General features: G+C 37.9%; 21 protein-coding genes and 2 pseudogenes. 10 read left to right on the plus strand and 13 right to left on the minus strand.

The genetic code is table 11. The annotated features are described in order from the left end of the window. Positions 1-15 precede the first annotated feature (15 nt). The 6 genes from C7H19_RS21920 to C7H19_RS21945 all read right to left on the minus strand — a co-directional run bounded on the left by C7H19_RS21920 (position 16) and on the right by C7H19_RS21945 (position 9,215). On the minus strand, positions 16-1,362 hold the full coding sequence (locus C7H19_RS21920) for a TldD/PmbA family protein (RefSeq protein ID WP_106459051.1): 1,347 nt from the start codon (positions 1,360-1,362) through the stop codon (positions 16-18). Next, the gene (locus tag C7H19_RS21925) at positions 1,359-2,798 is read right to left on the minus strand and encodes a TldD/PmbA family protein (protein ID WP_106459052.1); all 1,440 of its coding nucleotides are present in this window, start codon (positions 2,796-2,798) and stop codon (positions 1,359-1,361) included. Before C7H19_RS21925 ends, C7H19_RS21920 begins: the two co-directional genes overlap by 4 nt. 77 nt (positions 2,799-2,875) lie before the next feature. Then, positions 2,876-3,817 (minus strand): hypothetical protein, encoded by a 942-nt coding sequence (locus C7H19_RS21930; RefSeq protein WP_106459053.1) that lies wholly within the window; start codon positions 3,815-3,817, stop codon positions 2,876-2,878. A gap of 205 nt (positions 3,818-4,022) precedes the next feature. After that, a complete protein-coding gene (locus C7H19_RS21935; protein ID WP_181280705.1) occupies positions 4,023-6,284 on the minus strand; it encodes a WD40/YVTN/BNR-like repeat-containing protein in 2,262 nt (753 codons plus the stop codon). Between the two features lie 294 nt (positions 6,285-6,578). Continuing rightward, positions 6,579-8,483, minus strand: coding sequence for an ATP-dependent zinc metalloprotease FtsH (gene ftsH / locus C7H19_RS21940; RefSeq protein ID WP_106459055.1), 1,905 nt, complete (start codon positions 8,481-8,483; stop codon positions 6,579-6,581). 90 nt (positions 8,484-8,573) lie between these two features. Then, positions 8,574-9,215 carry a TIGR04282 family arsenosugar biosynthesis glycosyltransferase gene (locus C7H19_RS21945; protein WP_106459056.1) on the minus strand — a complete coding sequence of 214 codons (642 nt, stop codon included), beginning with the start codon at positions 9,213-9,215 and terminating at the stop codon, positions 8,574-8,576. 179 nt (positions 9,216-9,394) lie between these two features. Here C7H19_RS21945 and psbQ point away from each other — a divergent pair, with 179 nt between their 5' ends. Then, positions 9,395-9,847, plus strand: a complete 453-nt coding sequence (gene psbQ, locus C7H19_RS21950; protein WP_106459057.1) for a photosystem II protein PsbQ — start codon at positions 9,395-9,397, stop codon at positions 9,845-9,847. Positions 9,848-9,907: 60 nt separating this feature from the next. Beyond that, positions 9,908-10,990, plus strand: coding sequence for an NAD(P)/FAD-dependent oxidoreductase (locus C7H19_RS21955; protein ID WP_106459074.1), 1,083 nt, complete (start codon positions 9,908-9,910; stop codon positions 10,988-10,990). On the opposite strand, the gene C7H19_RS21960 is transcribed toward C7H19_RS21955, so the two are convergent. Then, positions 10,987-11,967: an aldo/keto reductase gene (locus C7H19_RS21960; protein WP_106459058.1), complete on the minus strand. Its 981-nt coding sequence runs from the start codon at positions 11,965-11,967 to the stop codon at positions 10,987-10,989. The genes C7H19_RS21955 and C7H19_RS21960 overlap by 4 nt on opposite strands. 102 nt (positions 11,968-12,069) lie before the next feature. Between C7H19_RS21960 and C7H19_RS21965 the strand changes: the two genes are divergently transcribed. Continuing rightward, positions 12,070-12,915: a GNAT family N-acetyltransferase gene (locus C7H19_RS21965; RefSeq protein ID WP_106459059.1), complete on the plus strand. Its 846-nt coding sequence runs from the start codon at positions 12,070-12,072 to the stop codon at positions 12,913-12,915. On the opposite strand, the gene C7H19_RS21970 is transcribed toward C7H19_RS21965, so the two are convergent. Next, complete coding sequence (locus tag C7H19_RS21970; RefSeq protein WP_106459060.1) at positions 12,912-14,564, minus strand: DNA methyltransferase; 1,653 nt, start codon at positions 14,562-14,564, stop codon at positions 12,912-12,914. The genes C7H19_RS21965 and C7H19_RS21970 overlap by 4 nt on opposite strands. Before the next feature lie 155 nt (positions 14,565-14,719). Between C7H19_RS21970 and C7H19_RS21975 the strand changes: the two genes are divergently transcribed. The 3 genes from C7H19_RS21975 (at position 14,720) to purB (ending at position 16,681) form a co-directional block, all read left to right on the plus strand. After that, on the plus strand, positions 14,720-14,941 hold the full coding sequence (locus C7H19_RS21975; RefSeq protein WP_219907715.1) for a DUF433 domain-containing protein: 222 nt from the start codon (positions 14,720-14,722) through the stop codon (positions 14,939-14,941). Then, a complete protein-coding gene (locus C7H19_RS21980) occupies positions 14,938-15,306 on the plus strand; it encodes a DUF5615 family PIN-like protein (RefSeq protein ID WP_106459062.1) in 369 nt (122 codons plus the stop codon). Before C7H19_RS21975 ends, C7H19_RS21980 begins: the two co-directional genes overlap by 4 nt. A gap of 79 nt (positions 15,307-15,385) precedes the next feature. Then, a complete protein-coding gene (gene purB / locus C7H19_RS21985) occupies positions 15,386-16,681 on the plus strand; it encodes an adenylosuccinate lyase (RefSeq protein ID WP_106459063.1) in 1,296 nt (431 codons plus the stop codon). Between the two features lie 3 nt (positions 16,682-16,684). Here the strand turns inward: purB and C7H19_RS21990 are convergent, their stop codons facing one another. The 3 genes from C7H19_RS21990 to C7H19_RS22000 form a co-directional block, all read right to left on the minus strand. Continuing rightward, entirely contained in the window at positions 16,685-17,626 is a 942-nt protein-coding gene (locus C7H19_RS21990) for an aldo/keto reductase (RefSeq protein WP_106459064.1), read from the minus strand. A 17-nt stretch (positions 17,627-17,643) separates the two neighbouring features. Continuing rightward, complete coding sequence (locus C7H19_RS21995; protein ID WP_106459065.1) at positions 17,644-18,177, minus strand: cofactor assembly of complex C subunit B; 534 nt, start codon at positions 18,175-18,177, stop codon at positions 17,644-17,646. Between the two features lie 309 nt (positions 18,178-18,486). Further along, positions 18,487-18,897: a hypothetical protein gene (locus C7H19_RS22000; RefSeq protein WP_106459066.1), complete on the minus strand. Its 411-nt coding sequence runs from the start codon at positions 18,895-18,897 to the stop codon at positions 18,487-18,489. A 111-nt stretch (positions 18,898-19,008) separates the two neighbouring features. Between C7H19_RS22000 and C7H19_RS22005 the strand changes: the two genes are divergently transcribed. From C7H19_RS22005 to C7H19_RS22015, 3 genes are all read left to right on the plus strand, one after another. Further along, a complete protein-coding gene (locus C7H19_RS22005; RefSeq protein ID WP_106459067.1) occupies positions 19,009-19,656 on the plus strand; it encodes a DUF3318 domain-containing protein in 648 nt (215 codons plus the stop codon). A gap of 166 nt (positions 19,657-19,822) precedes the next feature. Further along, the gene (locus C7H19_RS22010) at positions 19,823-20,815 is read left to right on the plus strand and encodes a sugar transferase (protein ID WP_106459068.1); all 993 of its coding nucleotides are present in this window, start codon (positions 19,823-19,825) and stop codon (positions 20,813-20,815) included. A gap of 17 nt (positions 20,816-20,832) precedes the next feature. Further along, complete coding sequence (locus C7H19_RS22015; protein ID WP_106459069.1) at positions 20,833-21,267, plus strand: ATP-binding protein; 435 nt, start codon at positions 20,833-20,835, stop codon at positions 21,265-21,267. 210 nt (positions 21,268-21,477) lie between these two features. Here C7H19_RS22015 and C7H19_RS22020 read toward each other — a convergent pair whose 3' ends face one another. Both C7H19_RS22020 and C7H19_RS22025 read right to left on the minus strand, forming a co-directional pair. Then, positions 21,478-22,368: a hypothetical protein gene (locus tag C7H19_RS22020; protein WP_106459070.1), complete on the minus strand. Its 891-nt coding sequence runs from the start codon at positions 22,366-22,368 to the stop codon at positions 21,478-21,480. A gap of 164 nt (positions 22,369-22,532) precedes the next feature. Further along, positions 22,533-23,036: pseudogene (locus tag C7H19_RS22025) on the minus strand (hypothetical protein); the annotation flags it as partial. A gap of 307 nt (positions 23,037-23,343) precedes the next feature. Here C7H19_RS22025 and C7H19_RS22030 point away from each other — a divergent pair. Continuing rightward, positions 23,344-24,324, plus strand: a pseudogene (locus tag C7H19_RS22030) (glycosyltransferase); the annotation flags it as partial. Positions 24,325-24,400: the final 76 nt, after the last annotated feature.

Here is a 24,400-nt window from a genome sequence, read left to right on the forward strand (position 1 = left end):
TAGAGTCAGCATCGCTTACAATGTAAACGTAAAATCTTCCAATAATAATCCAGGCATTAATGACCCACCTAAAGAACGTCTAAAGTAAGTATCCGTATTCGGAATCATATCTTGAAAATCGGTTAAAGCAATCAAATTTTCACCTAAAAACGCATATAAACTATCATCAAAACGTAAATCTTTAATCGGTGCGACAATCTGACCATTTTCTACCCAGAAACAAGCATAACGAGTCATTCCCGTCATTCGACCACCTGGCCGATCGCTCCAATTCAAATAATGTAGATTGGATAAATATAACCCTGTATCTAACTGTTTTAGGATCTCAGAATTTTGTAGTGTTCCTGTACTAATTTCGGGCGATCGCAATCCTTCACTACCACTCGCACCATTAGCCTGTAATCCGTATTCTATGGCAGTACGACTACTCACTAAAGTATTAACTAATTTTCCTTCAACAATAATTGGAATCTCATCGGGGGCAATTTCGCCTAATTCATTAAAACGAGGCACACTCCCACTCGTAAAATTTTCTCGTAGATTAAACAAAGGCGATAGGGTTTTTCCTTCTCGTAACTTCGCTAAAGCACTTTCTCCTTGACGCATCGATGATTCACTCACGCCACCCCAAGAAAACATCCCTAAGATTGCTGCGGTGGCATCAGGGGCTAAATAAGTTCGATAACGCCCTGGTTTAACTTCATGAACAGGTGTATCATTGAGAATCTTAAGCTGTTCTATTCCTTGCTGAATTTGTTCTTGATAACGCGACGCTTGCCACTCTCTCCCCGCTAGAATCGCTTTAACGGCTTTTTCCGATGGCGCAATGAGAGAATAGTCTAAGAAAAAGGATTCTGTAGCAAACCAGTGTTTTTGCCCCGCAGAATTAGCATTTGCTCGAATCACTGTACCAGAGGCATAAAAACCTGTAAAATCTAATCCTTGTACATCTTTTAGGATTTCGTCTATCGCTTCAGATGGAGGTAATAAATCTCCAGTATAAACATCTCGACTCGATCCTTTATTTTCGGGTAAAACGATATAAGGATCTTCAGGAAGTTGGGCGACTTCTTTCTTTAGTTCATTGAGTTTATCTAAAGCTATAGCCGTATCTACCGCTAAATCTCCAGTAAAAGGAAAAGCCGTATACGCTGTTTTTTGCTGATTAATTAAAGTGAGTTGTATAGTACCATCACAAACGGTTCCTGCTTGTCTGACTTTAGCCGTATTAAAACGCAAAAACTGACTTTGTTCACCGCTTAATTCTATAGATAAATGTTCTTCACTTTGGAGATGATTAACCAGTAATTCACTCAGTTGATTAAAGTTAGATTCTAATGCTTCAGTGGTGGTTAAATTCATGCAACACCTCCAAAAACTTCAATATTTTGAAATGCACAGACAGGCGACGCATGACCTACTCTAATCACTTGGTTAGGTTCTCCTTTGCCACAGTAAGGCGTTCCAAAGATGCCCATCGTTGAACGATCGCCTACTTTGACTAAACCGCGCCAAAATGGATTTGTAACACCTCGATAATTAGGATTTTTTAGAGGTTTGGTAAGTTTGCCATTTTCGATCAACCGTGCATATTCACAGCCAAATTGAAACTTATTGCGATAGTCATCAATTGACCAAGAACGGTTAGACTCCATATAGACCCCAGATTCAATAGAACTGATGATCTCATCAAAACTAGCGTCACCTGGTTCTAAGTTTAAATTTGCCATGCGATCAATTGGCGCACGATTCCACGAACTCGCTCGAAAGTTTGCTACGCCTGGTATTTGAGTTCTAACTTGACTTTCAAGACTACCTAAACCTCTTTGCAGAATGCCATCTTTTATCAAATATTCTCGTTTGGCTGTCGCACCTGCATCATCAAAAGCGTAACTCGCAAACTCACCGCTAACTGTCGGATCAAAGGTAACATTCATCAAAGGTGAACCATAAACCAAATGACCAAAATCGGATAATTTAACAAAACTTGACCCCGCGTAATTGCGTTCATCTCCTAAAATACGATCCAACTCCAAAGGATGCCCGATACTTTCATGTATTTGTAGCATCATTTGATCAGGTGCAAGAACTAAAGTAGTCGTCGTATTGGGGCAGTCTTCGGCTTGAATTAATTCTATCGCTTGTTGGCCAATGTGCCGCGCTCTAGTTAAAACACTATCTGGATCAAAGACTTCCATTCCTACTTGATAGGAGTGGGCTAACATCCCGTTATCCGTTCTTTTCTGTATAATATTACCATCTTGAGCGGTTGCGCTGTAGTCTGTCGCAATCATAAAAAAAGTTTGCTCAACATTGGAACCATTACTACTAACAAAAAGCTGTTCTGTTTCGATAATTTGAGCGCTCGCACTGGTTTTGACGATTTGATCGGAAACATTTAGGGTTTGACAGACTTGAATCAAAAGATGATTGAGATCAGCCGGGGTTAGGAAATCAAAGGGTTTAAGTAAGGGCGATTGATACTTTCCGACAGCTTTAGGGCGAACTGATTCCGTAAAAGAATGTACAGCCCATTTTGAGGCTGCTAATGCTTGATTTCGGGCTATTTCGGCGGCTTGTTGAATACTATCTTGATCGAGTCGGTTGGTTGCCCCGTAACCAAATTGACCATTGACTAAGACTTCTACTATTACGCCAGATGTATAGTCTTTGCCGTTAGATTGGGGTTTACCATCGCGGATATAACGGGTTGTCGTGGTTTCTTTGACTTGGCGTAATCCCACCCAGTCGGCGGAGATATTTAAGTTTTGTAAAGCTTGAGCTAATAAAAATTCCATAGTTTGGGGGACGCTCTCGAAGATAGAACGGCTATGTAGCTAGTATAAACCTTACTCTAGAGGATTGTTCTTAAGGACTAAAACCATAATTTTGAAATTAGGTCATAATAGCCTGCTTGCTTTACAGGATAGTCATTATTTTCTACTCTTTTAATAATATCTGGTAGAGCTTTGATAAAAGCTGGACTACGGTCTATTGGATGAAGTGTCCAAGCATTAGGACTCGTTAAAGTTGCTCGGTAATAATCAGTCTGTTCAAGCTTTTTCGAGACCATAACTTCCCAAGAATCTAATTTTCCACCACCTGTCCAAATATTTAAAAGTGTTTTGATGCTAACAGGTAAGTGATCTAGCCATTTATGCTTGTAAGGTCGCCAAATTACGGGAATTGGTAACATTTGCTTAAATCGTTTTCGATTAACTAAATAGAGCCGACTGCCAAAAAACTTAAATTGTAAAAATCCATCCTCATCAAATCCATCAGGTTTAGCTTGAATCGGTTTACCATCTTCTGTAGGAGGTCCAGCTAAAGGTCTAATAAACATTATCTCTGGATGAGTCTCCATTAAAATCATCGCTTCTTTAATCCAACTACAATTAGGGTTTTGATACATCATCATGTCACTATCAAAGTGAAGCATAAAATCACTTTTACAGTCTTCAATTTTAAAAATTGAACCTAGAATTGGATAACCTTTGTAGTTATGAGTATTTTTAAGTGGACTACCGAAATGTTTTTGATAAACCTGCTTACGGTATAAGGGATCATAGTTAAAATCGACAACTCGATCAACAACTTTCATATCAAGTAGCTTTTGAACACAACTCCGCAATTCTTCCATTGTCCCTATACCTGGGCGATTAACTTTCTCACCACTTAAAGGAGCCGTATCGATCGCAATGACTTTTTCCTCAAATGGAAAATTATTCATTTTGACTAAATGTGGAATAGTTTGCATCATGAAAGGAAGATCGGTACGTGCGACAAAAAACCAAAGAGAACAACTAGGAAATGGCACTTATTTTACCTCTTATAACAAGTTTTACAAAATTAAAAAAATAAACTATAACAAATTCATTAACAATACACTGGTTTTAAAGTTAACTTAGATAGCCAATTAAGTCAACCCTAAGATTTTTTTTATATTTCAAAAATAAAGACGTACCGAAATACGTCTTATTTTCTCTCAAAAAGGAGCAATATACGAAGGCTTTTTAGAATATTTAAGCAAAGAATAAGAGTAGACTAATGAAAAAGATTAGAGAAGCTCCAATTGCCTTAACTTGTAATCTGCTGAGTGGTAATTTTTTTTCCAATCCAAAATAACTTAGAATAAAATATCCAAGAATAGCAGAGATTAAAGATAGAGCTATTTTCATCAATGAAAATCGGTTTTTATGGATAAAGATTCGGAATGAAGCTTCCAAACTATAACCTTCTTTGGGTATGGGAAACTTGTTCATTTCCCAGGTATTTCCACCATCAGTTGATTGATAAATAATATTTTGTGAACTACCAAAACCAAAAATAGTGTTGTCTTCAGCATAATTAGGAGAAAATTGGATTGGTCTACCCGCAGAGGGAATATTATTCATTTTGGCTAGAGGAATTGAAGGATCGCCAATTTGAATAAATGTCTTCCCACCATCTAGAGTTTTATATAACCCTTTTCCTCTTGTACTAATTATGAAAGTTCGATCATTTTTATAGTTAGGAGAAATATCAACACCCTCAATAAAATAGTTACTAAAAGGTTGATTTTCAATAAGTTTCCAGCTTGTTCCTCCATCTTGTGTAATGTATACCCCCTGTTCGGTTCCTGCTAAAACTGTTTGATCGAACCTATAGTTTGGTGAAATAACTAATTGAAAGCTATTGCGTGATTGTAATGCTTTTTCTTTAAAGGTATTTTCCCAAGTTATACCACCATCAACTGATTTATGAGGATTACCTAAAACAGTGATAAATAAGGTTTTATCGTTCTCATAATTAGGCGAAATTACCAAAGAAGGGCCATAATTACCAGCTACTTTCCCTGGTTCACTAATTTTTGAATAAGTTTGTCCATTATCAACAGATTTAAAAACGATTCCAAATTGATTGGTAGCAAAAACAGTATGATCTTTATCAGAATTAGGGGATGGAACAATATTCGTTCCTCGAACGGCCTGCGGTAATGAATTTATTTTCCAGTAATTTCCTTGATTTATTGATTTAACAATTCTCGTCCATAGAGTACTAGCAAAAATTGTTTTATCGTTAGCATAGTTTTCCGAAAAAGCAATATCAAAGTAACGTCTTGGGTCTTCATTTTGATCAATTTTTATCCCTGTATAAAAGGGTAATTCTAGTCCTCGATTAGCTGGCTCCCAAGTTTTACCTTTATCTCGACTAATAAAAATATTTCTAACATATGTACTGACTGCTAGAGTCGAGTCATTTTTATAGTTTGGTGAAATATCTAAAGCTGTAACTGTTTCTCGTAGCAGGGTGTCAATTTCTTTCCAAGAGTGTCCTTGATTGGTTGAAAGAAACAGTCCATTAAATCCTCCTAAATACATGACTTGATTAAAAAATCTTAAGTCTTTAAAGTGAGGCAGTCCTTGTTCATCACTCATGGAATCTCTTGTTAAACCCTGATTGTGTTTTGTCCAAGTTTTACCTCGATCTTTAGAGTTATATAAACCATCTGTCCAAGTTGTTGTATAGACAGTTGCATCTTTTTGATAATTGGGAGAAAAAACAATATCTAATATTGATTTATCTTCAAGCCCTTGATTAATTTCAGTAAACGTTTTTCCTTGATTGGTCGCTTGATAAAGTCCGCCAGTATAGGTTCCTACAAAAAAGGTGTTTTTTTCAGAAGCATTAGGGGGAAAAGCAATAGCCATTACTTTTCCTTGATTTTTAGTAAAAGAGTAGATTTTTTCCCAAGTTATTCCTTCATCATTGGATAGGTATAAATTGCCTTGAGCATCACCGATAACCCCTTGATTATTTTGTTGAGGATTAAAAGCGATCGCGGTTATTTCTGCAACATTATTAAAAACTTTAGACCAATTTTTTCCTCCATTACTGGTTCGATAAAGTCCTTGTTTTTTTCCTGCTAATTTGTCAGCACCTAATAAAACTAAATCAGGTGACTGGGGAGAAATCGCTAAGGTATTTACAAAAGAAGTATCTAATCCTTGATTAATCTGAGTCCAAGAATTCCCCGCATCTTCTGATTTATATACTCCATCTCCTAAAGTGGATAAATATAAAACATTTTTTTGATTTTGATGAATTGATAGCGAGCCAACATTAAAGCGATAGGCTAAACCTTCGATTATTCTATTCCAGGTTTTTCCTGCATCAGTTGATTTGAATAAATTACTTCTAACAATTATGTATAATGTTCGATCCTGTTCAAACTGAGGCGACATCTCCAATTGATGAATTACATCATGAGGACGATGTGCAGATGCAGGCTGAATTTGTAACAATAATGTTGCTAAAATAATTAAGATAAGTATGATGAATTTTTTCCAATAAAAAAATAAATACTTGTTTAAATAAATTAACATTTTGATGACCAAGAATAAAAATTCAATGAAAAACCATTTTTGAGCTAATCTAAAGAATCTATTGCTCTCTCAAAGTTCTCGGTCGATTTTACAATAAAATCCCAAAAAAATATATAATTTTTCCAAAAATTATGTCAAGATCCTGTAATGTGGAGCGATCTCGAAGAAAGCCCCGTAAGCGGTGCGCTGTTCACGGGATCGCCCTTAGCACAATTATCGAGAAGTCGCCAAAGATCGATCAACCTGTTGAGTTAATTGATCTACTAACTTCCGAAATTCGTCGCCTTCAATGGTTTCTTGTTCGATCAAAAGATCCACTAAACGATCGACTGTCGCTCGATTTTCTTGTATAATTTTGTGGGCTGCTTTATAACCCTGATTGACAATTTCTCTAACTTGTGCATCAATCCGTGAGGAAATCCCTTCTGAATGATCGGCTCGTCTTCCGCCATAATCATTACCTAAATAAGAATTATTTTGATCTTCTTCGAGGGCAAAAGGGCCAAGATCGGACATTCCAAAACGAGTAACCATTTGTCGGGCTAAAGAGGTAACTTGTTCGATATCTCTAGATGCACCTGTCGTCACTTCTGATGAACCAAAGATACATTCTTCGGCAACTCTTCCCCCTAGTAAACTGGTAATACGGGCTAAAAGTTGCGATCGACTGGTCAAACCTTGTTCTTCATCGGGGGTAAACCAAGTTAAACCTCTCGCTTGTCCTCTAGGAATCAGTGTAACTTTTTCGACGGGATCATGTCCGGGGCAGAGGGTGCCGACGATTGCGTGTCCAATTTCATGATATGCTATGAGTCGTTTACTCTTGCTATCGACTAAAGGCGTTCCTTCCATCCCTGCAACAACCCGATCAATAGCATCATTAATTTCAGCCATTGTCACTGCTTCTTTGCGACGACGGGCGGTAAAAATAGCCGCTTCATTCAAAACGTTGGCTAAGTCTGCACCTGTAAAACCGGGGGTTCGTTTAGCGATCGCATCTAATGATACATTGGGATCAACTTTTTTATTGCGAGCATGAACGTCTAAGATTTCTCGTCTTCCTTTAAAATCAGGATAATCTACAATCACTTGTCGATCAAAGCGTCCTGGGCGTAACAAAGCCATATCGAGGACATCGGGGCGGTTGGTTGCTGCAATAATAATAATTCCTGCATTACCTTCAAACCCATCCATTTCGGTTAGAAGTTGGTTTAGGGTTTGTTCGCGTTCGTCATTTCCCCCACCGTAGCCAACACCTCTTTGACGACCTACTGCATCTATTTCATCAATAAAAACCAGACAGGGCGCGTTTTCTTTAGCTTTTCTAAAGAGATCTCTAACACGTGATGCACCTACCCCGACAAACATTTCAACAAATTCTGAACCCGAAATACTAAAAAAAGGTACCGCCGCTTCACCTGCTATTGCTTTAGCAAGTAGGGTTTTACCTGTACCTGGGGGACCTACTAAAAGTACACCTCTAGGAATTTTGGCACCAATAGCGGTAAATTTTTCGGGACTTTTTAAAAACGTAACAACTTCTTGTAATTCTTCTTTTGCTTCTTCGATCCCCGCGACTTCATTAAAACTAATTCCCGTTTTGGCTTCCATCTGAAATCTAGCACGGGATTTTCCAAAATTCATCGCCTGTCCCGACATATTCGCCGAGCGCCGTAGGATCATTAACACTAATCCTAGCAGTAAGAAGACGATTAATAAATTAGTCATCAAGTTAACGGCGGCTGAGTTATCTGTAGAGGGTTGAATGTCAAACTCGACATTTTTGGCCTTCAGTTTGGCAATAAGTTCGGGGTTTTGTTCTAATAACTTTACTTCTTTTGGTGGATCTTTTTCGCTTTGTCCAACTAAGGTGACTTTAGCAACTTGTACTGCTGGATCGATTTCTAGTTTTTTAACTTTACCTTGATCAATTTTTTCTAATAAATTACCATATGTCAACACTTTCTCGTCGCTTTTTCCCAGTGCTGGTGTCATCGTCAGAAAAGTTTGCAGGATCATCCATCCAGCTATAATTTGTTTAAGAGATTTGGAGCGAGATTTAGATAGAATCGCAGTTTTACCCTGAGACTCGTTTTTATGCCTAGAACTGTTTTGCATAATCAACACTATTGAGTTACCCTTTTCCAATTGTGACAGATACTACAACTCATTGCATTAAATTGGCTCATTCCTAACTAACGATCGCTCTTATTGCGCGATGATCTCATCAATGTCCCATAAGTGAGTGATCAATTGAAGATCCTCAAGGCGATCGATATCTTGTAAACTTGGCAGTAAAAACGTTTTTAGTTGTAAGTTTTGAGCAATTAAGAGCGTTTTAGCCAAAACTGTATCAGTTCCCCAGGCAATTTCCCTCAGTAATTCTGGGTATATTTGTTTTAGACCGATTAAATAATAACCCCCATCTTGTGCCGGTCCTAACACTAAGTCATATTCTAATAATGATTCAAAAGCTTGTCTAATAAGACTTTCGTTGAGTTCGGGACAATCTGTACCAATAATGACGACTTGCGTCATACCATCACGGAAGGCAAGCAAAAAAGCGAATTTCAGGCGATCGCCTAACCCTTCTCCATACTGATTCTGATAGCTTAGATTTGTTCCCAACCAGTCATTCATTAAGTCAATACTTCCGCCAGTAAAATGAATTTTTAGGGAGAGAAAACCACTATTCATCAAAGGTTCAATCATTTGAAGCGTTGCTTGTGTCATCCGACGTTGTAAGTTTGACGCGCCTTTTTCCCCAAGATAGGGAATTAAACGGGTTTTGGTTTTTCCTGGTTCTGGATAACGTGTAAAAATAATTAATTGTCTGATGGGTTCATTCATCTGTAGATCTGGTTAATTAGAACGTTTGTATTAGTATTGTGGCGAGAGAAAGGTTTAGTGTTTGGTATAAAACCGTTTTGATGAAGATAATTTTTTCAACTTTTTTTAGGCCATAAAGTGACTAATTCCTGAGACAATCAGTAATGACATTGAATAACTTAAAGAGTTACCATACAGTGATGCTACGTTTTCGGTCGATTTTAACTTTAGTTTTAGTCTTAATAACCACCTTTCTCGTGAGTTGTGGTGGTTCTCTTGAAGCCAAAGTTCCCCCAACTTATACGCCAGAGAAAATTGAGCAGTTGCAAGTATATATTACCCCAATCAATGAAGCACGAGAACAAATGGCGATCGTTGGTGATTTGATTGCGAAAAAGAATTGGGTAGATACTCGTACCTATATTCATGGTCCCCTAGGAGGACTAAGATTACAAATGCTTAATCTTTCTCGTAGTCTTCTACCCAAGGATCAACCCGTAGCGGCTGATTTAGCAAAACAGGTGTTTGCTCATTTTGAACGGATCGACGCTGCTGCTAAAGATAAAAATGCTGATTTGGCATACACCCAATACAAAGAAGCTCTCAAAGACTTTGATAGTTTCTTAGATCTGCTCCCAACTGCCAATAGCTAGTCATGGGATAATCAAGGACAAATGGTAGGTTTTAAGTTCCTAGATATTTGTCCTTTTTTTATGACCAAAATTGTTATTATTGGTGGCGGAATAGTAGGCGCAACGATCGCCTATGAACTTAGTACCATCAAGGGTTTAGATCTTACTCTCATTGAGCAAAATCATCCGGCATCGGGTTCGACAGGTGCGGCACTGGGTGTATTAATGGGAGCAATTAGCCAAAAAATAAAAGGGCGAGCTTGGAAACTCAGGGAAAACAGTTTAAAACGCTACGAAACCCTAATCCCTGAACTAGAATCACTAACGGGTCAAAAGATTCCCTACAACCGTCAAGGGATAGTCATGTTAGGTTTTACTCAAGATGAGTTAGACAAGTGGAAAACATTAGTTGAGATTCGTCATTCTCAAGGCTGGAATTTAGAATTGTGGACAACTAAGGAATTATTTCAACACTGTCCCCAAATTCAAAATGAGCGGGTTTTGGGGGCGATTTATTCACCATGCGATCGCCAAGTCAACCCAACTTTATTAACCCAAGCTCTCATCACAGGAGCCTCTATAAATGGGGTAAAATGTACTTTTGGACAAAAAGTACTAAATTTTGTTTATACACAGCTTAATGACGCAATTAGCCGCAAATGCCATGATGTTCAGACAGAGCAGGAGGTAATAAAAGCCGATTGGGTGATTGTTTCTGGGGGCTTGGGGTCAAAACTGCTGACGACTTCTTTAGGACAAACGGTAGACATTCAACCCGTATTAGGGCAAGCGATACATTTAAAGTTACCTGAGTCGATGGGAAATATCGCCTTTCAACCTGTGATTACAGGGGATGATGTTCATATTGTGCCCTTAAAATCTGGAGAATATTGGATCGGGGCAACCGTAGAATTTAGTGATGAAGCGAAAGCAGATTTATTAGAATGGGTTACTGAACAAGCGATCGCATTTTGTCCCGAACTGAAAAAGGGTGAAATCATCTCTAATTGGTCTGGAAAACGCCCGCGCCCAGTTGGACAAGCCGCCCCAGTTATTAAACCCTTAGATCATTATGATAATGTACTTTTAGCAACAGGTCATTATCGAAATGGGGTTTTACTAGCTCCTGCTACCGCAGAAATTATTAAAGAGATGATTATTTAGCGCGTTTGAAAGATATTTTGTACCATTTTCTTTTCTAGACTAGCAGCAATGCGATCGAGTTCTGTTATTTCCCCATCACTCAAAGTCCAACCTAACGCCCCAATATTTTCTCTTGCTTGTATTACTGTTTTTGCCCCAGGAATAGGCAATGTACCTTTACAAATACACCAATTAATCGCTACTTGGGAATGAGTTTTATGACGAGATAACGCAATTTCTCGTAAACAGTCTAAAAGTGGTTGAATTTTGGGTAAAAGTTGCCGAAATAATAATCCGCGTATTCCATTGGGTAACGGTTTATTCTGTCCATATTTTCCCGTCAGTAACCCCAAAGCGAGAGGACTATAAGCTATTAGTTTAATGCCCAATTCATCACAAACATCTTTTAATCCTAATTCCGTTACGGGATAAGTAGACAGTAAAGAATATTGTACCTGTAGCGTCGAAATTGGCACACCCCGTTTAGCTAATTTTTCATGAACGTATTTAAGTCGTTTTGTCCCATAATTGGATAAACCCACACCTTTGACTAAACCCTGTTCATAAAGATCCCCTAAACCGTCTAATAATCTTTCTTCCTGCCAAGGTGCATAATTTGCTGTAGACCAGTGCATCTGTACCAAATCAACATTTTTCCCCAAACGATCAGCCGAAGCATGACACGCATTAACCATAGACTTTCTCGTGAGTCGCCAAGGATAAGCGGCTAATTTGGTAGCAATACAGATTTTATCTTGATTAATCCCTGAATAATCATGAGAAAATTTTCCTAAGAGTTTCTCACTTTGTCCGTTTAACTTACCAGTACCATAAGAATCACCCGTATCAAACAAAGTTACACCGTTACTAACACACAAATTAAAAACTTCTTGTAACTGGCTATCCATACTTTGATCATATCCCCATAACAGTCGGTTTCCCCATGCCCAAGTACCGCAACCCATGACAGGCAGAAAAAGATATTGGCTAGTTTGCATATTTTTTTTATGATCAGATTAAATAGCAGAAATTTTGCTTTTGATTTGATGATAGGCTGGCTACGCCCGAAAAGAAAAGCATTTTTAAAAAGGAGGTAGCTAATGACAGAATATTTAATTAAAACAATGAATCGTGAGGAAATCGATCTGGCGATCGCATGGGCTGCTTTAGAAGGATGGAACCCCGGTTTACATGATGCGGATTGTTTTTATACTGCTGATCCTAATGGTTTTTGGGTCGGATTACTGGATAATGAGCCTATTTCTGTTCTTTCTACGGTAAAATATGGTGATGACTTTGCTTTCTTAGGTTTTTATATCGTTAAGCCAGAATATCGCGGTCAAGGTTATGGTTTTAAATTGTGGAATACTGCGCTTGAATCACTTAAAGGACGAAATATCGGTTTAGATGGTGTACTCGCGCAACAAGAAAATTATGAGAAATCGGGCTTTCAATTCGCTCATCGCAATATCCGCTATGAAGGAAAAGGAGGAATTGAAGTTCCGCATCAAAAAGAAATTATTGAGTTAAAAGACTTGACATTTGACTACTTATGTGTATATAACGGGGCATTTTTTCCGAGCGATCGTACTTCATTTTTGCAATGTTGGATCAATCAACCCGAAAGCTTTGCATTAGGAATCTTGGAAAACAGTCAGCTTGCGGGTTACGGAGTCATTAGAGCGTGTCAAACGGGTTATAAAATTGGCCCCTTATTTGCCGATAATGAGACATTAGCAGAATCATTATTTCTCGCTTTGCAGTCTAAAATTAAACCCGATACACCGATTTTTTTAGATACTCCAGAAGTCAATCCTACAGCAATTAAATTAGCCGAACGACACGGCATGAAAATCGTATTTGAAACAGCGCGAATGTATACTAGGAATATTCCTGAGTTGCCCTTTGAGCGATGGTTTGGGGTAACAACTTTTGAACTGGGTTAAATATCTAGTGTAATTTGTCTTACTCCGACTTCTTTCTGTTTTTCGGCTGATTTAAGTACCTCGAAACTCAGACGAACATCAAGACGTTTTTTGTCAGTGAGCATTTCTTTAATTGTCACGATCTGTATTTTATCGCAACTTTGACTCATATACCGACTTTGGTAAATTCCTGCTGTTTTAGCAGTTTGAATCATATCTTTGGTAGGTTCTTGTAGGGTAATAAAAATCCCTATTGCTGCGTTTTCTAGAGTCAGTGTTCCTTGTAAATCTCTAATATCGCCTGATTTTACTTTACCTGATTTTACTTGTAGGATAATTTTTTCAGGTTCATCTTTATCCCCTTGAAAATAAGCAATACCATCAATTCCACGATCCGAGCCTTTTTTCTGGTTAATTGTAGCACGATTATTAGTATAGGTTAAAACTGCCCATTTTTCAAACTCTTTGCGAGTACGATCGTCTTTTTTATTGGCTAAGGCGATTGCTGATTCGATATCTTTGGGGATACCATTGAGTTGTATTTGGTCTAATATATTTTTACCAAATGAGTCTTCTAATCGTTTGAGAATTAGGCTGATACTTTGATAAGTTATATCTATTCCGATCCATTTTCTATTAAGTTTTTGTGAGGCTGAAACTGTAGTACCGCATCCACAGTAAGCATCTAGAATAACATCACATTCATTACTACTAACTTGTATAATTCGTTCTAATAATGAAACTGGTTTTTGAGTTGGATAACCTAATCTTTCTGAAGATTGTGATTGAATAGGTTTAATATCATCCCAAATATTTTGTAAAGCGACTCCTGGCATTTCATCAAGATAACGCTTATATCTAGGAACCGTTCCAGGTTTAGTTTGAATTACTCGCCCTTCAGCAATTAATTGATTCATTTTTTCTTGACTATACGCCCAATATCTTTTAACACCCATTACCTCATAGTATGGATTCCCTTTTGCTGCTCCCCCAGGTGCAGTAAGTTTATCAAGTTGATAGTGACGACCTTCAAAATCGATATATTTATAGAATTTTGTCACATATTCAGGAGCATAATTTAAGTATAAAGTATTAAATTTATACTTATTACTTTTAGTATAATAAAAAATTGTATCTGTAATGTTACCAAAAGCTTGACGGCCTTGTTTAGTATCATTATGGGCTGTTGTTCTTTTCCAAACGATCTCATTTTTAAAATCCCCACCTTGAGAACAGAAAATAGCATCTAACACTATTTTTAAATAATGACTGGCGCTCGGATCGCAATGTAAATAAAAACTACCTGTAGGCTTCAATACTCGATGTATTTCCACAATTCTAAGCGTCATACTCACCAAATAAGCAAGTAAAGTTCCTTTCCCTAAAACCTTTGTTAAACCAGCAATTAAATCAATGGTTTGATGAGTAAACTTTCCTTGATAGTTCTCATAAATTTCGGCTAAACCTTGATTAGCGAAATCGTCCCATGTCCAAGTATCAATAAATGCCTGTGCTTGGGCTTGATCTTCTTTACCGATATTATTATAAATCTGGTTATAATTTCTTTTGGAGTTAAACGGAGGATCGATATAACATAAATCTACCGATTCATCTTTAATATGTTTGCGTAATACCTCTAAGTTGTCTCCGTAGAAAAGTTGATTAACCATTAGAACTCTTTAAGTATTTGTCTCGATACTCAGAGTTCCCACGCAAAGTTAGATAAATTGTTATTGCTTTACATAAGTTTACATACTATCGATAAAGAAATAAAGAGCGATCGCTTTTTATTCTATAATTGATATACACTTAATTCCTAATACCCATGAACTGGAGAGATTATATTGTCAGTACGCCAGATATACTACGCGGAAAACCCAGAATACAAGGTACTAGAATTCCCGTTAGTCTTATTTTGGGTTATTTAGCCTCTGAGTATAGCTATAAAAGCATCTTACAAGAATTTCCCGATTTATCTCAAGAACACATCCTAGCTTGTCTTAATTATGCTCGTGATTTAGCCAGTTTTGAAACGATAGCATCGTGAGTCTTAGATTTTTTATTGATCAATGTGTACCCAGTAGTATCAGTCAACTGCTTCGACAATCTGGCTATGAAGTTTTAATATTAAAAGATTACATATCTATTGATTCTCCAGATCAAAATGTTATTGCCGAAGCACAAAGACAAAACTCTATATTAATTTCACTGAATGGTGATTTTGCTGATATTGTTAACTATCCCCCTACAACTTATCAAGGAATTATTTCCATACAACTAAAAGATCATCCCGAAATTATTCCGCAGTTAATGCAGCAACTTCTTAATTATCTTGCCAAATATAACAGCATGAATGATTATCAGGGTAAGCTTCTGATTGTCGAAGTATCTAGAATTCGTATTCGAGAATAAAAGTTACTATACAGGTTTTGCCGTGAATTAGGAATCTTTGAGTGATACAATAAGACGGTTGAATTGTAGAGAACGATCGGTGATTGAGCGTTATACCCTTCCCGAAATGGGAAAAATCTGGACGGATGAATATCGTTTCCAAACATGGCTAGAAGTAGAGATAGCTGTCTGTGAAGCACAAGCAGAATTAGGATATATCCCATCTGAAGCAGTAGACGAAATTAAAGCAAAAGCAAAGTTTGAAGTACAACGTGTTTTAGAGATTGAAGCAGAAGTTAGACACGACGTGATTGCTTTCTTGACAAATGTCAATGAGTATGTAGGGGATGCAGGACGTTATATTCACCTTGGTTTAACCAGTTCAGATGTATTAGACACCGCACTGTCGTTACAGTTAGTCGCTAGTTTAAATTTAATTTTGCAATATCTAGAAGATTTAATTCAAGCGATCCGTTACCAAGCACAACAACACCGTTATACAGTAATGGTAGGACGATCGCATGGTATTCACGCAGAACCGATCACATTTGGTTTTAAGTTAGCAGGTTGGTTAGCCGAAGTTTTACGCAACCGTGAACGTTTAGTCCGTTTAAGACAAGATATCGCAGTGGGTAAAATCTCTGGTGCAGTCGGAACCTATGCTAATATCGATCCGAAAGTAGAAGCCATTTCCTGTCAAATTTTAGGACTAGAACCCGATACTGCATCGACTCAGGTCATCTCACGCGATCGTCATGCCGAATTTGTGCAACAATTAGCGATATTAGCCGCATCTATTGAACGCTTTGCTGTTGAAATTCGCAATCTACAACGTACAGACGTACTAGAAGTAGAAGAATTTTTTGCTAAAGGTCAAAAAGGCTCATCAGCAATGCCTCACAAGCGTAACCCTATTCGTTCGGAACGTTTGACGGGGATGGCGAGAATTATTAGAAGTCATGCAGTTGCAGCCGTTGAAAATATCGCTTTGTGGCATGAAAGAGATATTTCTCATAGTTCAGTCGAACGAGTGATTTTACCCGACTGCTGTATTCTGACTCATTTTATGATCAAAGAGATGACAGAACTCGTAAAAAATCTGCAAGTCTACCCGCAAAACATGGCACGAAATATGAATGTTTATGGCGGAGTGATTTTCAGTCAAAAAGTTTTACTAACTTTAGTTGAAAAAGGTCTTAGCAGAGAAGACGCTTATAAAATTGTACAATCTTGCGCTCATCAAGCTTGGAATACCCCTAACGGTAACTTTCATGATTTGATTAGTAATGATGCTCGAGTCAAAGAACTTCTTTCATCAGATGAAATTGAAAGTTGTTTCGATCCTAAGCATCATCTCAAACATCTTGATACTATTTATCAACGCTTGGATATTTAGCCATCATAACCAAGGGCGGCTCACTTTTTCTAACTGCTGAACTTCATCAGAACTGAGTCGCCATCCTAAAGCACCTGCATTCTGTATCGCCTGTTGAGCATTTTTTGCCCCAGGAATAGGAATAACATCACCTTGGGCAATTAACCAATTTAGGGCAACTTGTGCGGGCGTTTTTTGATATTTTTCCCCATATTGACGCAATAAATCTAATACTGGGGCAATTTTTTCTAATCCTTTGGTACTAAAACGACTGTCTAGCTTTCTTGCGCCTTCTGGTGTTTTTTCTTTTGTATATTTTCCGGTGAGTAAACCTTGTGCCAGAGGACTATAGGCTAATATTGTAATCCCTAATTCACGGGCGGTACTGGTAATGCCTTGGGTTTCTATTTTGCGAAATAATAAAGAATACTGTACCTGATTAACCGCAAGGGGTATATCTCTTTTTTTCAGGATGTCATGAGCATGACGCATTTGTGATGCCGAATAATTACTGACTCCAATGGTTTCTATTCTACCGCGTTGGACTTCATCAGCTAAGGCATTCATCAAGGTTTCTTGACTCATCAGAAAAGTAAATGGCCAATGAACTTGATATAATGCAACTTTTTCTAACTGCAAACGTTGTAAACTATCGGTAATCGCGCTCTGGACGGAAGAAGCATCGAAACGCCAAGGTAAAGGGCCGAATTTCGTGGCAATATCAACTTTAGCTGAAGTATTTTGTAAAAAACGACCGATTAAGCGTTCTGATTCACCGAGTCCGTAAACTTCTGCGGTATCAAAAAAAGTTATACCCGCATCTATAGCCGCAAAAAAAGCCTCTTCTACTTCTTTTACGCCATAGGACTTACCATAATCCCAGAATAACCGATCGCCCCACGACCATGCACCAATTCCTAAGCTGGTTACTGCTTTTCCATTTTTTCCTAATGTTGTTGTTTCCATGCGATAGCCTATGGGGTTTATGAGACTAATTTTAAAGATAACGCTTGTTGTAATTCGCTTAACTCATCCCGATGACCGATGACCGTAATACGGGTTTGTTCTTCAATTTGAGATAAAGGAATTGGTTCTAGTTTTAAGGATATTTTTTCTAAACGTCCTGCTTTTTTCCAATAAAATAAACCTGCACCTGGAGATAAAAAAGTTATAACCAAGATCCAAGGAGAGAAAGCGGGAGATAAATAAGTAATGACTAAACTAAGACAAAATAAGCCAACAGCCGCTAATATACTTAAGAATATGGCTAAAAACCAACTAGGTTGTACCATACCTTGAAATGTAACTTGATTATCTTCCGCATTGATTGATTGTACTTTGTATGCGCGTTGAGCAAAATAGGTTTTTAGTTGAGATAATAGGGAATCCTCGGATATTTCCGCCATTAAAGTCAGTTTTTCGGTTCGTTCTTTGACTGAGGCACGGATAAAGAAAAATAAACCGATAAACATCAGCAGAGTTAGAAAAAAGGTTGAATAGAGGATAGGGGTATTCACAAAATTGTAATCAGAATCAGATTGCTTAATATATTTTAACAATTCTTGGTGATTTGCGAGGTCAGCATTATAGAAGTTGAAAAAATAATCAGGTAATTTAATTATTCCATTAGACCGCCAGAGAATGAATTCTCTGTCTCATAGCTCAAATCGGTTGAAACCGATTCTATATAAGAGTTTTAGTTCATTTTAATGAACTTTAGCTGCTCGCTATGGAAATTCCCGATAATGGTGATTATGAGACTATAATTATCACCGAATTAATTGTTTAACTTCCATAATTTCGCGGTAATTGATAGAGTTAATACTTTAACTAGCTAATTTCTTTTGTAAATAATCTGTCCATTTAGCAGCAAGCTCAATATCAGTAAACGGAATTTTGTAAGAAGTTGTTTGAGCTTTACCGAGAAATTCAATGATTGCTTGACCTTTATTTGGTAAATTGGCTAAATCAACGATTTGATCATTAACCAGTAGACGAATTCCTGCAATATCATTTAAAGAAAAAGTCTGTCGCTCAATTAAACCCTGACGACGGGGTGTGCCGAAAGTAATTTCTTGATCTTGTATCCCTAAAACTGATAAGATATCATATTTAGCATTTTCAAATCCTTGCGCCCAAAGACGATACGCTTCTACTTTTTGGTATTCATTCCAACCACTCCAAGCTAAACCAATAAAAATAGCGAGTAGGGGCAGCCAAACAAGACCTCTTTGCATAAAACTTGATAGGATATATAGTTCAAATTGATCTTGTAGTCTAACTCAAGCCTGCGATGATCGATGATCCGATCTAGAATGCGTATATATTGATGTGAATTAGGTAAATATATGACCTCCTATACAACTGCTTCGGCGAGGGCCGAAATGAGTGAGCTTCGGCGGTTAAAAACCTTACTCCCCCCAGAGTTACAAAGTTGGGTTACGGTAGAAGGAACAACAGAAGTCAACCCCCCTTTACTTCGTTCTGAAGAAATTGGTCGAGATGAAATAGAAATTCAAGTTGATCTCGCTCGTTGGGAAAACTTAGCGATCGATCAACGTAACTTATTATTCTGGCATGAAGTCGCCCGAATCCAAAATGATACCATACCAAGAGAAGGTTGGGAAATGGCAGCCCTAGCTATTGGTTTAGGGGGTGCAGTCGGTGAATTATGGGTACAGGATGGCTTATTGTTACTCTTGGCGATGGGATTATGTGGAATATCGGGCTATCGTCTGTGGCAAAAAAATAATGGCGATCGCACTCTCAAAGAATCCCTCGAAGCCGACGAAAAAGCGATCGCACTAGCAACCCGTTTTGGTTATACGCTCCCTAATGCCTACAAGAGCCTAGGAAGTGCCTTTAAGACCCTAATTGATCAAACACCTAACCGTCGTCAAAAGAAACGCTATGAAGCCCGTTTACAAGCCCTCAGAAAGAGTGCTTCTAAAGCCAAAGCCCAAATGCAGTCAACCGAGCGACCGATTTCGCTGTAATGGGAGTTTTTTGCTTGAAACATTCTAGACCAGTTCAGTATCTGGTTACATTAATTTAAATTGGTAAAGTAAAAGACTTGGAGAAAGTAAAAAGTGATGTAAACATTGATAGTAATTGTTTAATGAACAGAATACCTTTCCACTACTCACTTACCTTTTGTCCTTAATGGCTTCGCAACTACCTAAAATTGACTTCCCTATAACTGTCACGACGGATCACTCGGTGATCTATATGCCAGAACGTTTAACTGTTTTGGAGGCAGTACAATTCAAGCAAACTTTTCACCAGTTGCTCGATAACGACTCTCCCCCTCACCTCATTACTTTAGATTTTAGTGCTACTGAATTTATCGATAGTAGTGGGGTGGGGGTATTAGTCCATAATTTTAAGGCGGCCAAGACAAATCAGATTGAGTTAATCTTATATAATGTTAATCCTTTGGTGATGGGCGTTTTATCCCTGACGAGTTTGGATCAGATTTTCACGATTAAGAATCCCGATCCCACTCACTCAGAATCCGCGCCTTTAGAGCTTTCGTTACCAGAAACACATCCCTCAGTCAAAAGCTGGGTCAAACGTTTACTTGATATTGTGGGGAGTCTTGTCGGTTTAGGACTAACGGGAATCATTTTAATTCCGATGGCGATTATTATTAAGTTAGATAGTCCAGGTCCGATTTTTTTCTCTCAGACTCGTTGTGGATGGTTAGGAAAACATTTTAAAATAATTAAATTTCGTTCGATGTGCGTTGAGGCGGAAACTCTAAAAACTCAAATCCCAAATCAGGCTAATGGTGCATTTTTTAAAAATAAGAATGATCCTCGCGTTACTAGAGTTGGCCGTTTTTTGCGTAAAACCAGTTTAGATGAATTCCCTCAGTTTTGGAATGTTTTAACAGGCGAAATGAGTCTAGTCGGAACTCGCCCACCCACACCCGATGAGGTTGATAAATACGATGTTCCTCAATGGAGACGGCTAAATGTCAAACCTGGAATGACGGGGGAATGGCAAGTCAACGGACGTTCCAAGGTGAAAAATTTTGAGGATGTGATTAAACTTGATTTAAAATATCAAGAAAATTGGAGTTTAATGTATGACTTAAAGCTTATTTTGAAAACCCTGTTAATTCTATTTAATAAAAATAGCGGTGCTTTCTGAAAACAGCAACTTGAACAATGAGCTTTACAAAGCAAAAATACCGTTTGCGAGTTAAAACAGAATTAGAAGCCCTAATCCCTGTTTTAAAATGGTTTGAACAACTAACCGAAAACTATTCACCTAAAGAAATCGTGTGGCAATGCAAACTCGCTTTAGCCGAAGGATTTACTAATACAGTACGCTATGCCCATGATCATTTTCCCCCAGAAACTCCCATTGATCTTGAATTAACACTTTTTTCTAATATTATTGAAATTCGTCTTTGGAATTTTGGGGAACCTTTTGATTTATACAAAAAACTCGCCGAATTACAGAATAGTTCCGTTGATCCTCTAGAGAAAGAAGGCGATCGCGGTTTACTTTTTATGAATGCTTTGATGGATGAATTACACTATATTCGTCAAGCGGATCAGCGTAATTGCTTGATGATGCGAAAAAATTTGAGTGAATAGACCTCACCCCAACCCCTTTCCTACGAGTAAAGGGGCTTCAAACCCCCTATTTTTTCGTTATTCCCTCTCCAATATAAAGAGTATTCCTCATAGTTCCCTCTCCATAAATAAACTAATTCCTCTTAGTTCCCTCTCCTTTTAGGAGAGGGTTAGGGTGAGGTTGAGAGGGTTAGGGTGAGGTTGAGAGGGTTAGGGTGAGGTAGGGGGCGGTTAAATCTCAGCCACAGCACGTTCAATCAATCGTCTAGCGAGTGACTGAGTTCCCGTGTGTTCAAAATAATTAGTTGTAATATCGAGAAAAGCAGCTAAATAATCTAGTTTGTTCTCAGAAAAATCGATAAAACTATTAAAACGATTAAGTAGCGTTTCAGGTGTTAATGATTTAGAAGTGACAAAGTTACTCATCCAGCTTTTAGTTGAATTAAAACTTTCACCGATAAAAGCTAACTGTCCTTGTGTATTATCACCTGGAATAAGCGGCTTAATCTTACCAAAAGTTGAATTCTTTTCTAAATCTGCCGGAGAGAGAACACCCAGAGTTGATTCTACTTTTTTGATAAAATCAGTGCCTAGAGGAATCAAACCATCGATACAGACTAAAGCCGCCATCCGCATCAAAGATTCACCACTATACTCGCCTAATGCTCCCACAAAGTCCCCAATACTGTCGCCTGGGATACCATTGATTTGACAAAAAGCAACTAATTCTGTCACTAATTTGAGAGCCAGATCAAGGGTTTGAGCCTTATCTGAATTGGGCGTTAAACGGTTAAGTAAACCACCTAAAGGAATTTTGCCACTAATTTTATTTGCTAAAGCGGCTGTAGCTAAAGCGGCATCCGCGTCATCAATGGTTTGATATAACCATAATGCTCGCTGATAACCCTGAGACTTATCATTAAACAACCAAACGGCCCGATCGCCAATTTGTTGAATTAAAGCTTCGTCGGTTTCTCCTGTGACTTTGATAATGGTATTTTTAAAACCGACAATATTTTCCCACTGCCCTGGAACGACGAAATCTAAGGCTCTTAGGGTTGTTACCGTCATATTATTGGTGGGTAATTCATCCACCAATTCATAAATTGGTTTGCTCGACATACATCTCCTTCATTCCAACTGATGAATCAAAAAATTAAGCGATTATTTTAATTAGCGAATATCCACCCTGGTTGTTTTTTAGCCGTCAATTCTTCGGGTTCTTTTGGTGTGGGTAAAAAAGTTGGGGATTTTTTCGCATTGATATTAGAGGAGTCTGCTTGTGCTTTCAGTCTAGCTAAACCAGCTAGATCAAATTTTTCTAACCAAGCTTGACGATCTTTTGCACTAAAAGTCGCATCACGAGAAAGGATTTTAACCTGATAACGATCATTGACTAAAAGGGCGGTTCCTGTTGCGCCTTGTTGAACTGATGGATAACCTTTGATCGTTTCCTGGCTAGTTTTAAATTTAGCAGTTGCCGTCGGGTTATTGAGAGTATCAGAAATAGACATGACGGCTAACTCAGTCGATCCTTTTTTCAGCTTGGCTTCAGCAAAACCTTTTTTCTCTTGAACATAAACTCTATCATAGCCACCGCCCGACGGTGGGAAGAATTTATTAAATGTGCCGCCTGTGGCTGAGTCTTTAACGACTGCACTTGCCCCTCTAGCTGTACTGTCTTTTTGAGCTTGAGAAAACTGCGAAGGCTCTTTACTACTACAGGATGTTACTAGCAAAAGGGTCGCTAGTAAGCAAACGACTAACATTCTTCGTAATCGTAGCATCATGGTTAATCAATAGGAATTCAAAAAAGATTATCTTTCTCTTTTTTTAGTATAGCTTTCTCAATTGCTAGTCAATGTTAATTTTTAAATCTAAATTTTTCTAAAAATTAAAGTTGAATTAGTTAATTCTTCTAAAGTGTTTAAAAATAAACTATACTAACAAAAGAAAATCTTAAATTCTTGAAATGTCATCTGTCTTTTGGCTGATTAGCAAATGATTGAAAATAAAAAGCGCGATCGTTCCTAATTTCTCTAACCGTTATCTTTATCGATAAACCTGTTAAAATCGTTATGACTTTCGGGTGTGAATATGAGGATCTTACTTTATTCGTACAATTATCATCCTGAACCCATTGGAATTGCACCCCTCATGACTGAACTAGCAGAAGGGCTGGTTAAGCGAGGACATCAAGTTCGGGTTGTTACGGCTGTTCCTTGGTATCCTGCGAGTCAAATTCCTCAAGAGTATCGAGGCCGTCTGTATTTTACCGAAGAACGTAACGGCGTTAAAATTCAGCGTTGTTTTGTCTGGGTTCGTCAGCAACGTGGTTTAAGAAATCGAGTATTATTTGAATTTAGTTTTGTTTTCCTAAGCCTAATTCAAGCCCTCAAAGGCTGGCAACCCGATCTAATTTTCTTAACAGTACCCGGTTTACCAGTTTGTGTTCCTGCCGCTTTTTTAGGCTCATTATATAGAGTGCCAATTATCCTCAATCTTCAAGATATTTTACCCGATGCTGCAGTTCATGTCGGGTTACTGACTAATGAAAAAATGATTCGTGTTTTTGCTGGTTTAGAAAGATTTGCTTATCGTACCGCAACCCGAATTAGTGTGATCGCTGATGGTTTTACAAAAAATCTCCTAGCTAAAGGCGTAGAACCTGAAAAAATTGTTGAAATTTCTAATTGGGTCGATGTCAATTTTATCCAACCTTTACCCAAGAATAATAATTACTTCCGTCAAGAAAATCATTTAGAAGACAAATTTGTTGTTTTATATTCGGGAAATATTGCCCTTACCCAACCACTAGAAACCTTAATTGATGCGGCGGCTCGTTTACGTCATCTTTCTAATTTAGCCGTTGTGATCGTCGGAAAACAAGAAGCTTTAGCACGTCTAGAAGCTTACCGAGATCAGCAAAAGGCAAATAATGTTATTTTAAGACCCTTTCAACCGAGAGAAAAGCTGCCAGAAATGTTAGCGGCGGCTGATGTAGCAATGGTCATGCAAAAAGAAAATGTAATCTCATTTAATATGCCGTCTAAAATTCAAGTTTTATTAGCCAGTGGCTCAAGGGGTGATGAACAGCAAAATAAAGTATATATATGAGGTTGAGGGCTTCATAGGTAGAAAAAGATCAGAGCTT

This window comes from Aphanothece hegewaldii CCALA 016 (assembly GCF_003007785.1).
Classification (GTDB): domain Bacteria; phylum Cyanobacteriota; class Cyanobacteriia; order Cyanobacteriales; family Microcystaceae; genus Chroococcus; species Chroococcus hegewaldii.

Coding starts and splice junctions, on each gene's coding strand:
- psbQ (WP_106459057.1), top strand. CDS start 9,395: ATGCTACGTTTTCGGTCGATTTTAACTTTAGTTTTAGTCTTAATAACC.
- C7H19_RS21925 (WP_106459052.1), bottom strand. CDS start 2,798: ATGGAATTTTTATTAGCTCAAGCTTTACAAAACTTAAATATCTCCGCC.
- C7H19_RS21920 (WP_106459051.1), bottom strand. CDS start 1,362: ATGAATTTAACCACCACTGAAGCATTAGAATCTAACTTTAATCAACTG.
- C7H19_RS22000 (WP_106459066.1), bottom strand. CDS start 18,897: ATGCAAAGAGGTCTTGTTTGGCTGCCCCTACTCGCTATTTTTATTGGT.
- C7H19_RS21955 (WP_106459074.1), top strand. CDS start 9,908: ATGACCAAAATTGTTATTATTGGTGGCGGAATAGTAGGCGCAACGATC.
- ftsH (WP_106459055.1), bottom strand. CDS start 8,483: ATGCAAAACAGTTCTAGGCATAAAAACGAGTCTCAGGGTAAAACTGCG.
- C7H19_RS21990 (WP_106459064.1), bottom strand. CDS start 17,626: ATGGAAACAACAACATTAGGAAAAAATGGAAAAGCAGTAACCAGCTTA.
- C7H19_RS21970 (WP_106459060.1), bottom strand. CDS start 14,564: ATGGTTAATCAACTTTTCTACGGAGACAACTTAGAGGTATTACGCAAA.
- C7H19_RS22015 (WP_106459069.1), top strand. CDS start 20,833: ATGAGCTTTACAAAGCAAAAATACCGTTTGCGAGTTAAAACAGAATTA.
- C7H19_RS21945 (WP_106459056.1), bottom strand. CDS start 9,215: ATGAATGAACCCATCAGACAATTAATTATTTTTACACGTTATCCAGAA.
- C7H19_RS21960 (WP_106459058.1), bottom strand. CDS start 11,967: ATGCAAACTAGCCAATATCTTTTTCTGCCTGTCATGGGTTGCGGTACT.
- C7H19_RS22020 (WP_106459070.1), bottom strand. CDS start 22,368: ATGTCGAGCAAACCAATTTATGAATTGGTGGATGAATTACCCACCAAT.
- C7H19_RS21975 (WP_219907715.1), top strand. CDS start 14,720: ATGAACTGGAGAGATTATATTGTCAGTACGCCAGATATACTACGCGGA.
- C7H19_RS21965 (WP_106459059.1), top strand. CDS start 12,070: ATGACAGAATATTTAATTAAAACAATGAATCGTGAGGAAATCGATCTG.
- C7H19_RS22005 (WP_106459067.1), top strand. CDS start 19,009: ATGACCTCCTATACAACTGCTTCGGCGAGGGCCGAAATGAGTGAGCTT.
- C7H19_RS22010 (WP_106459068.1), top strand. CDS start 19,823: ATGGCTTCGCAACTACCTAAAATTGACTTCCCTATAACTGTCACGACG.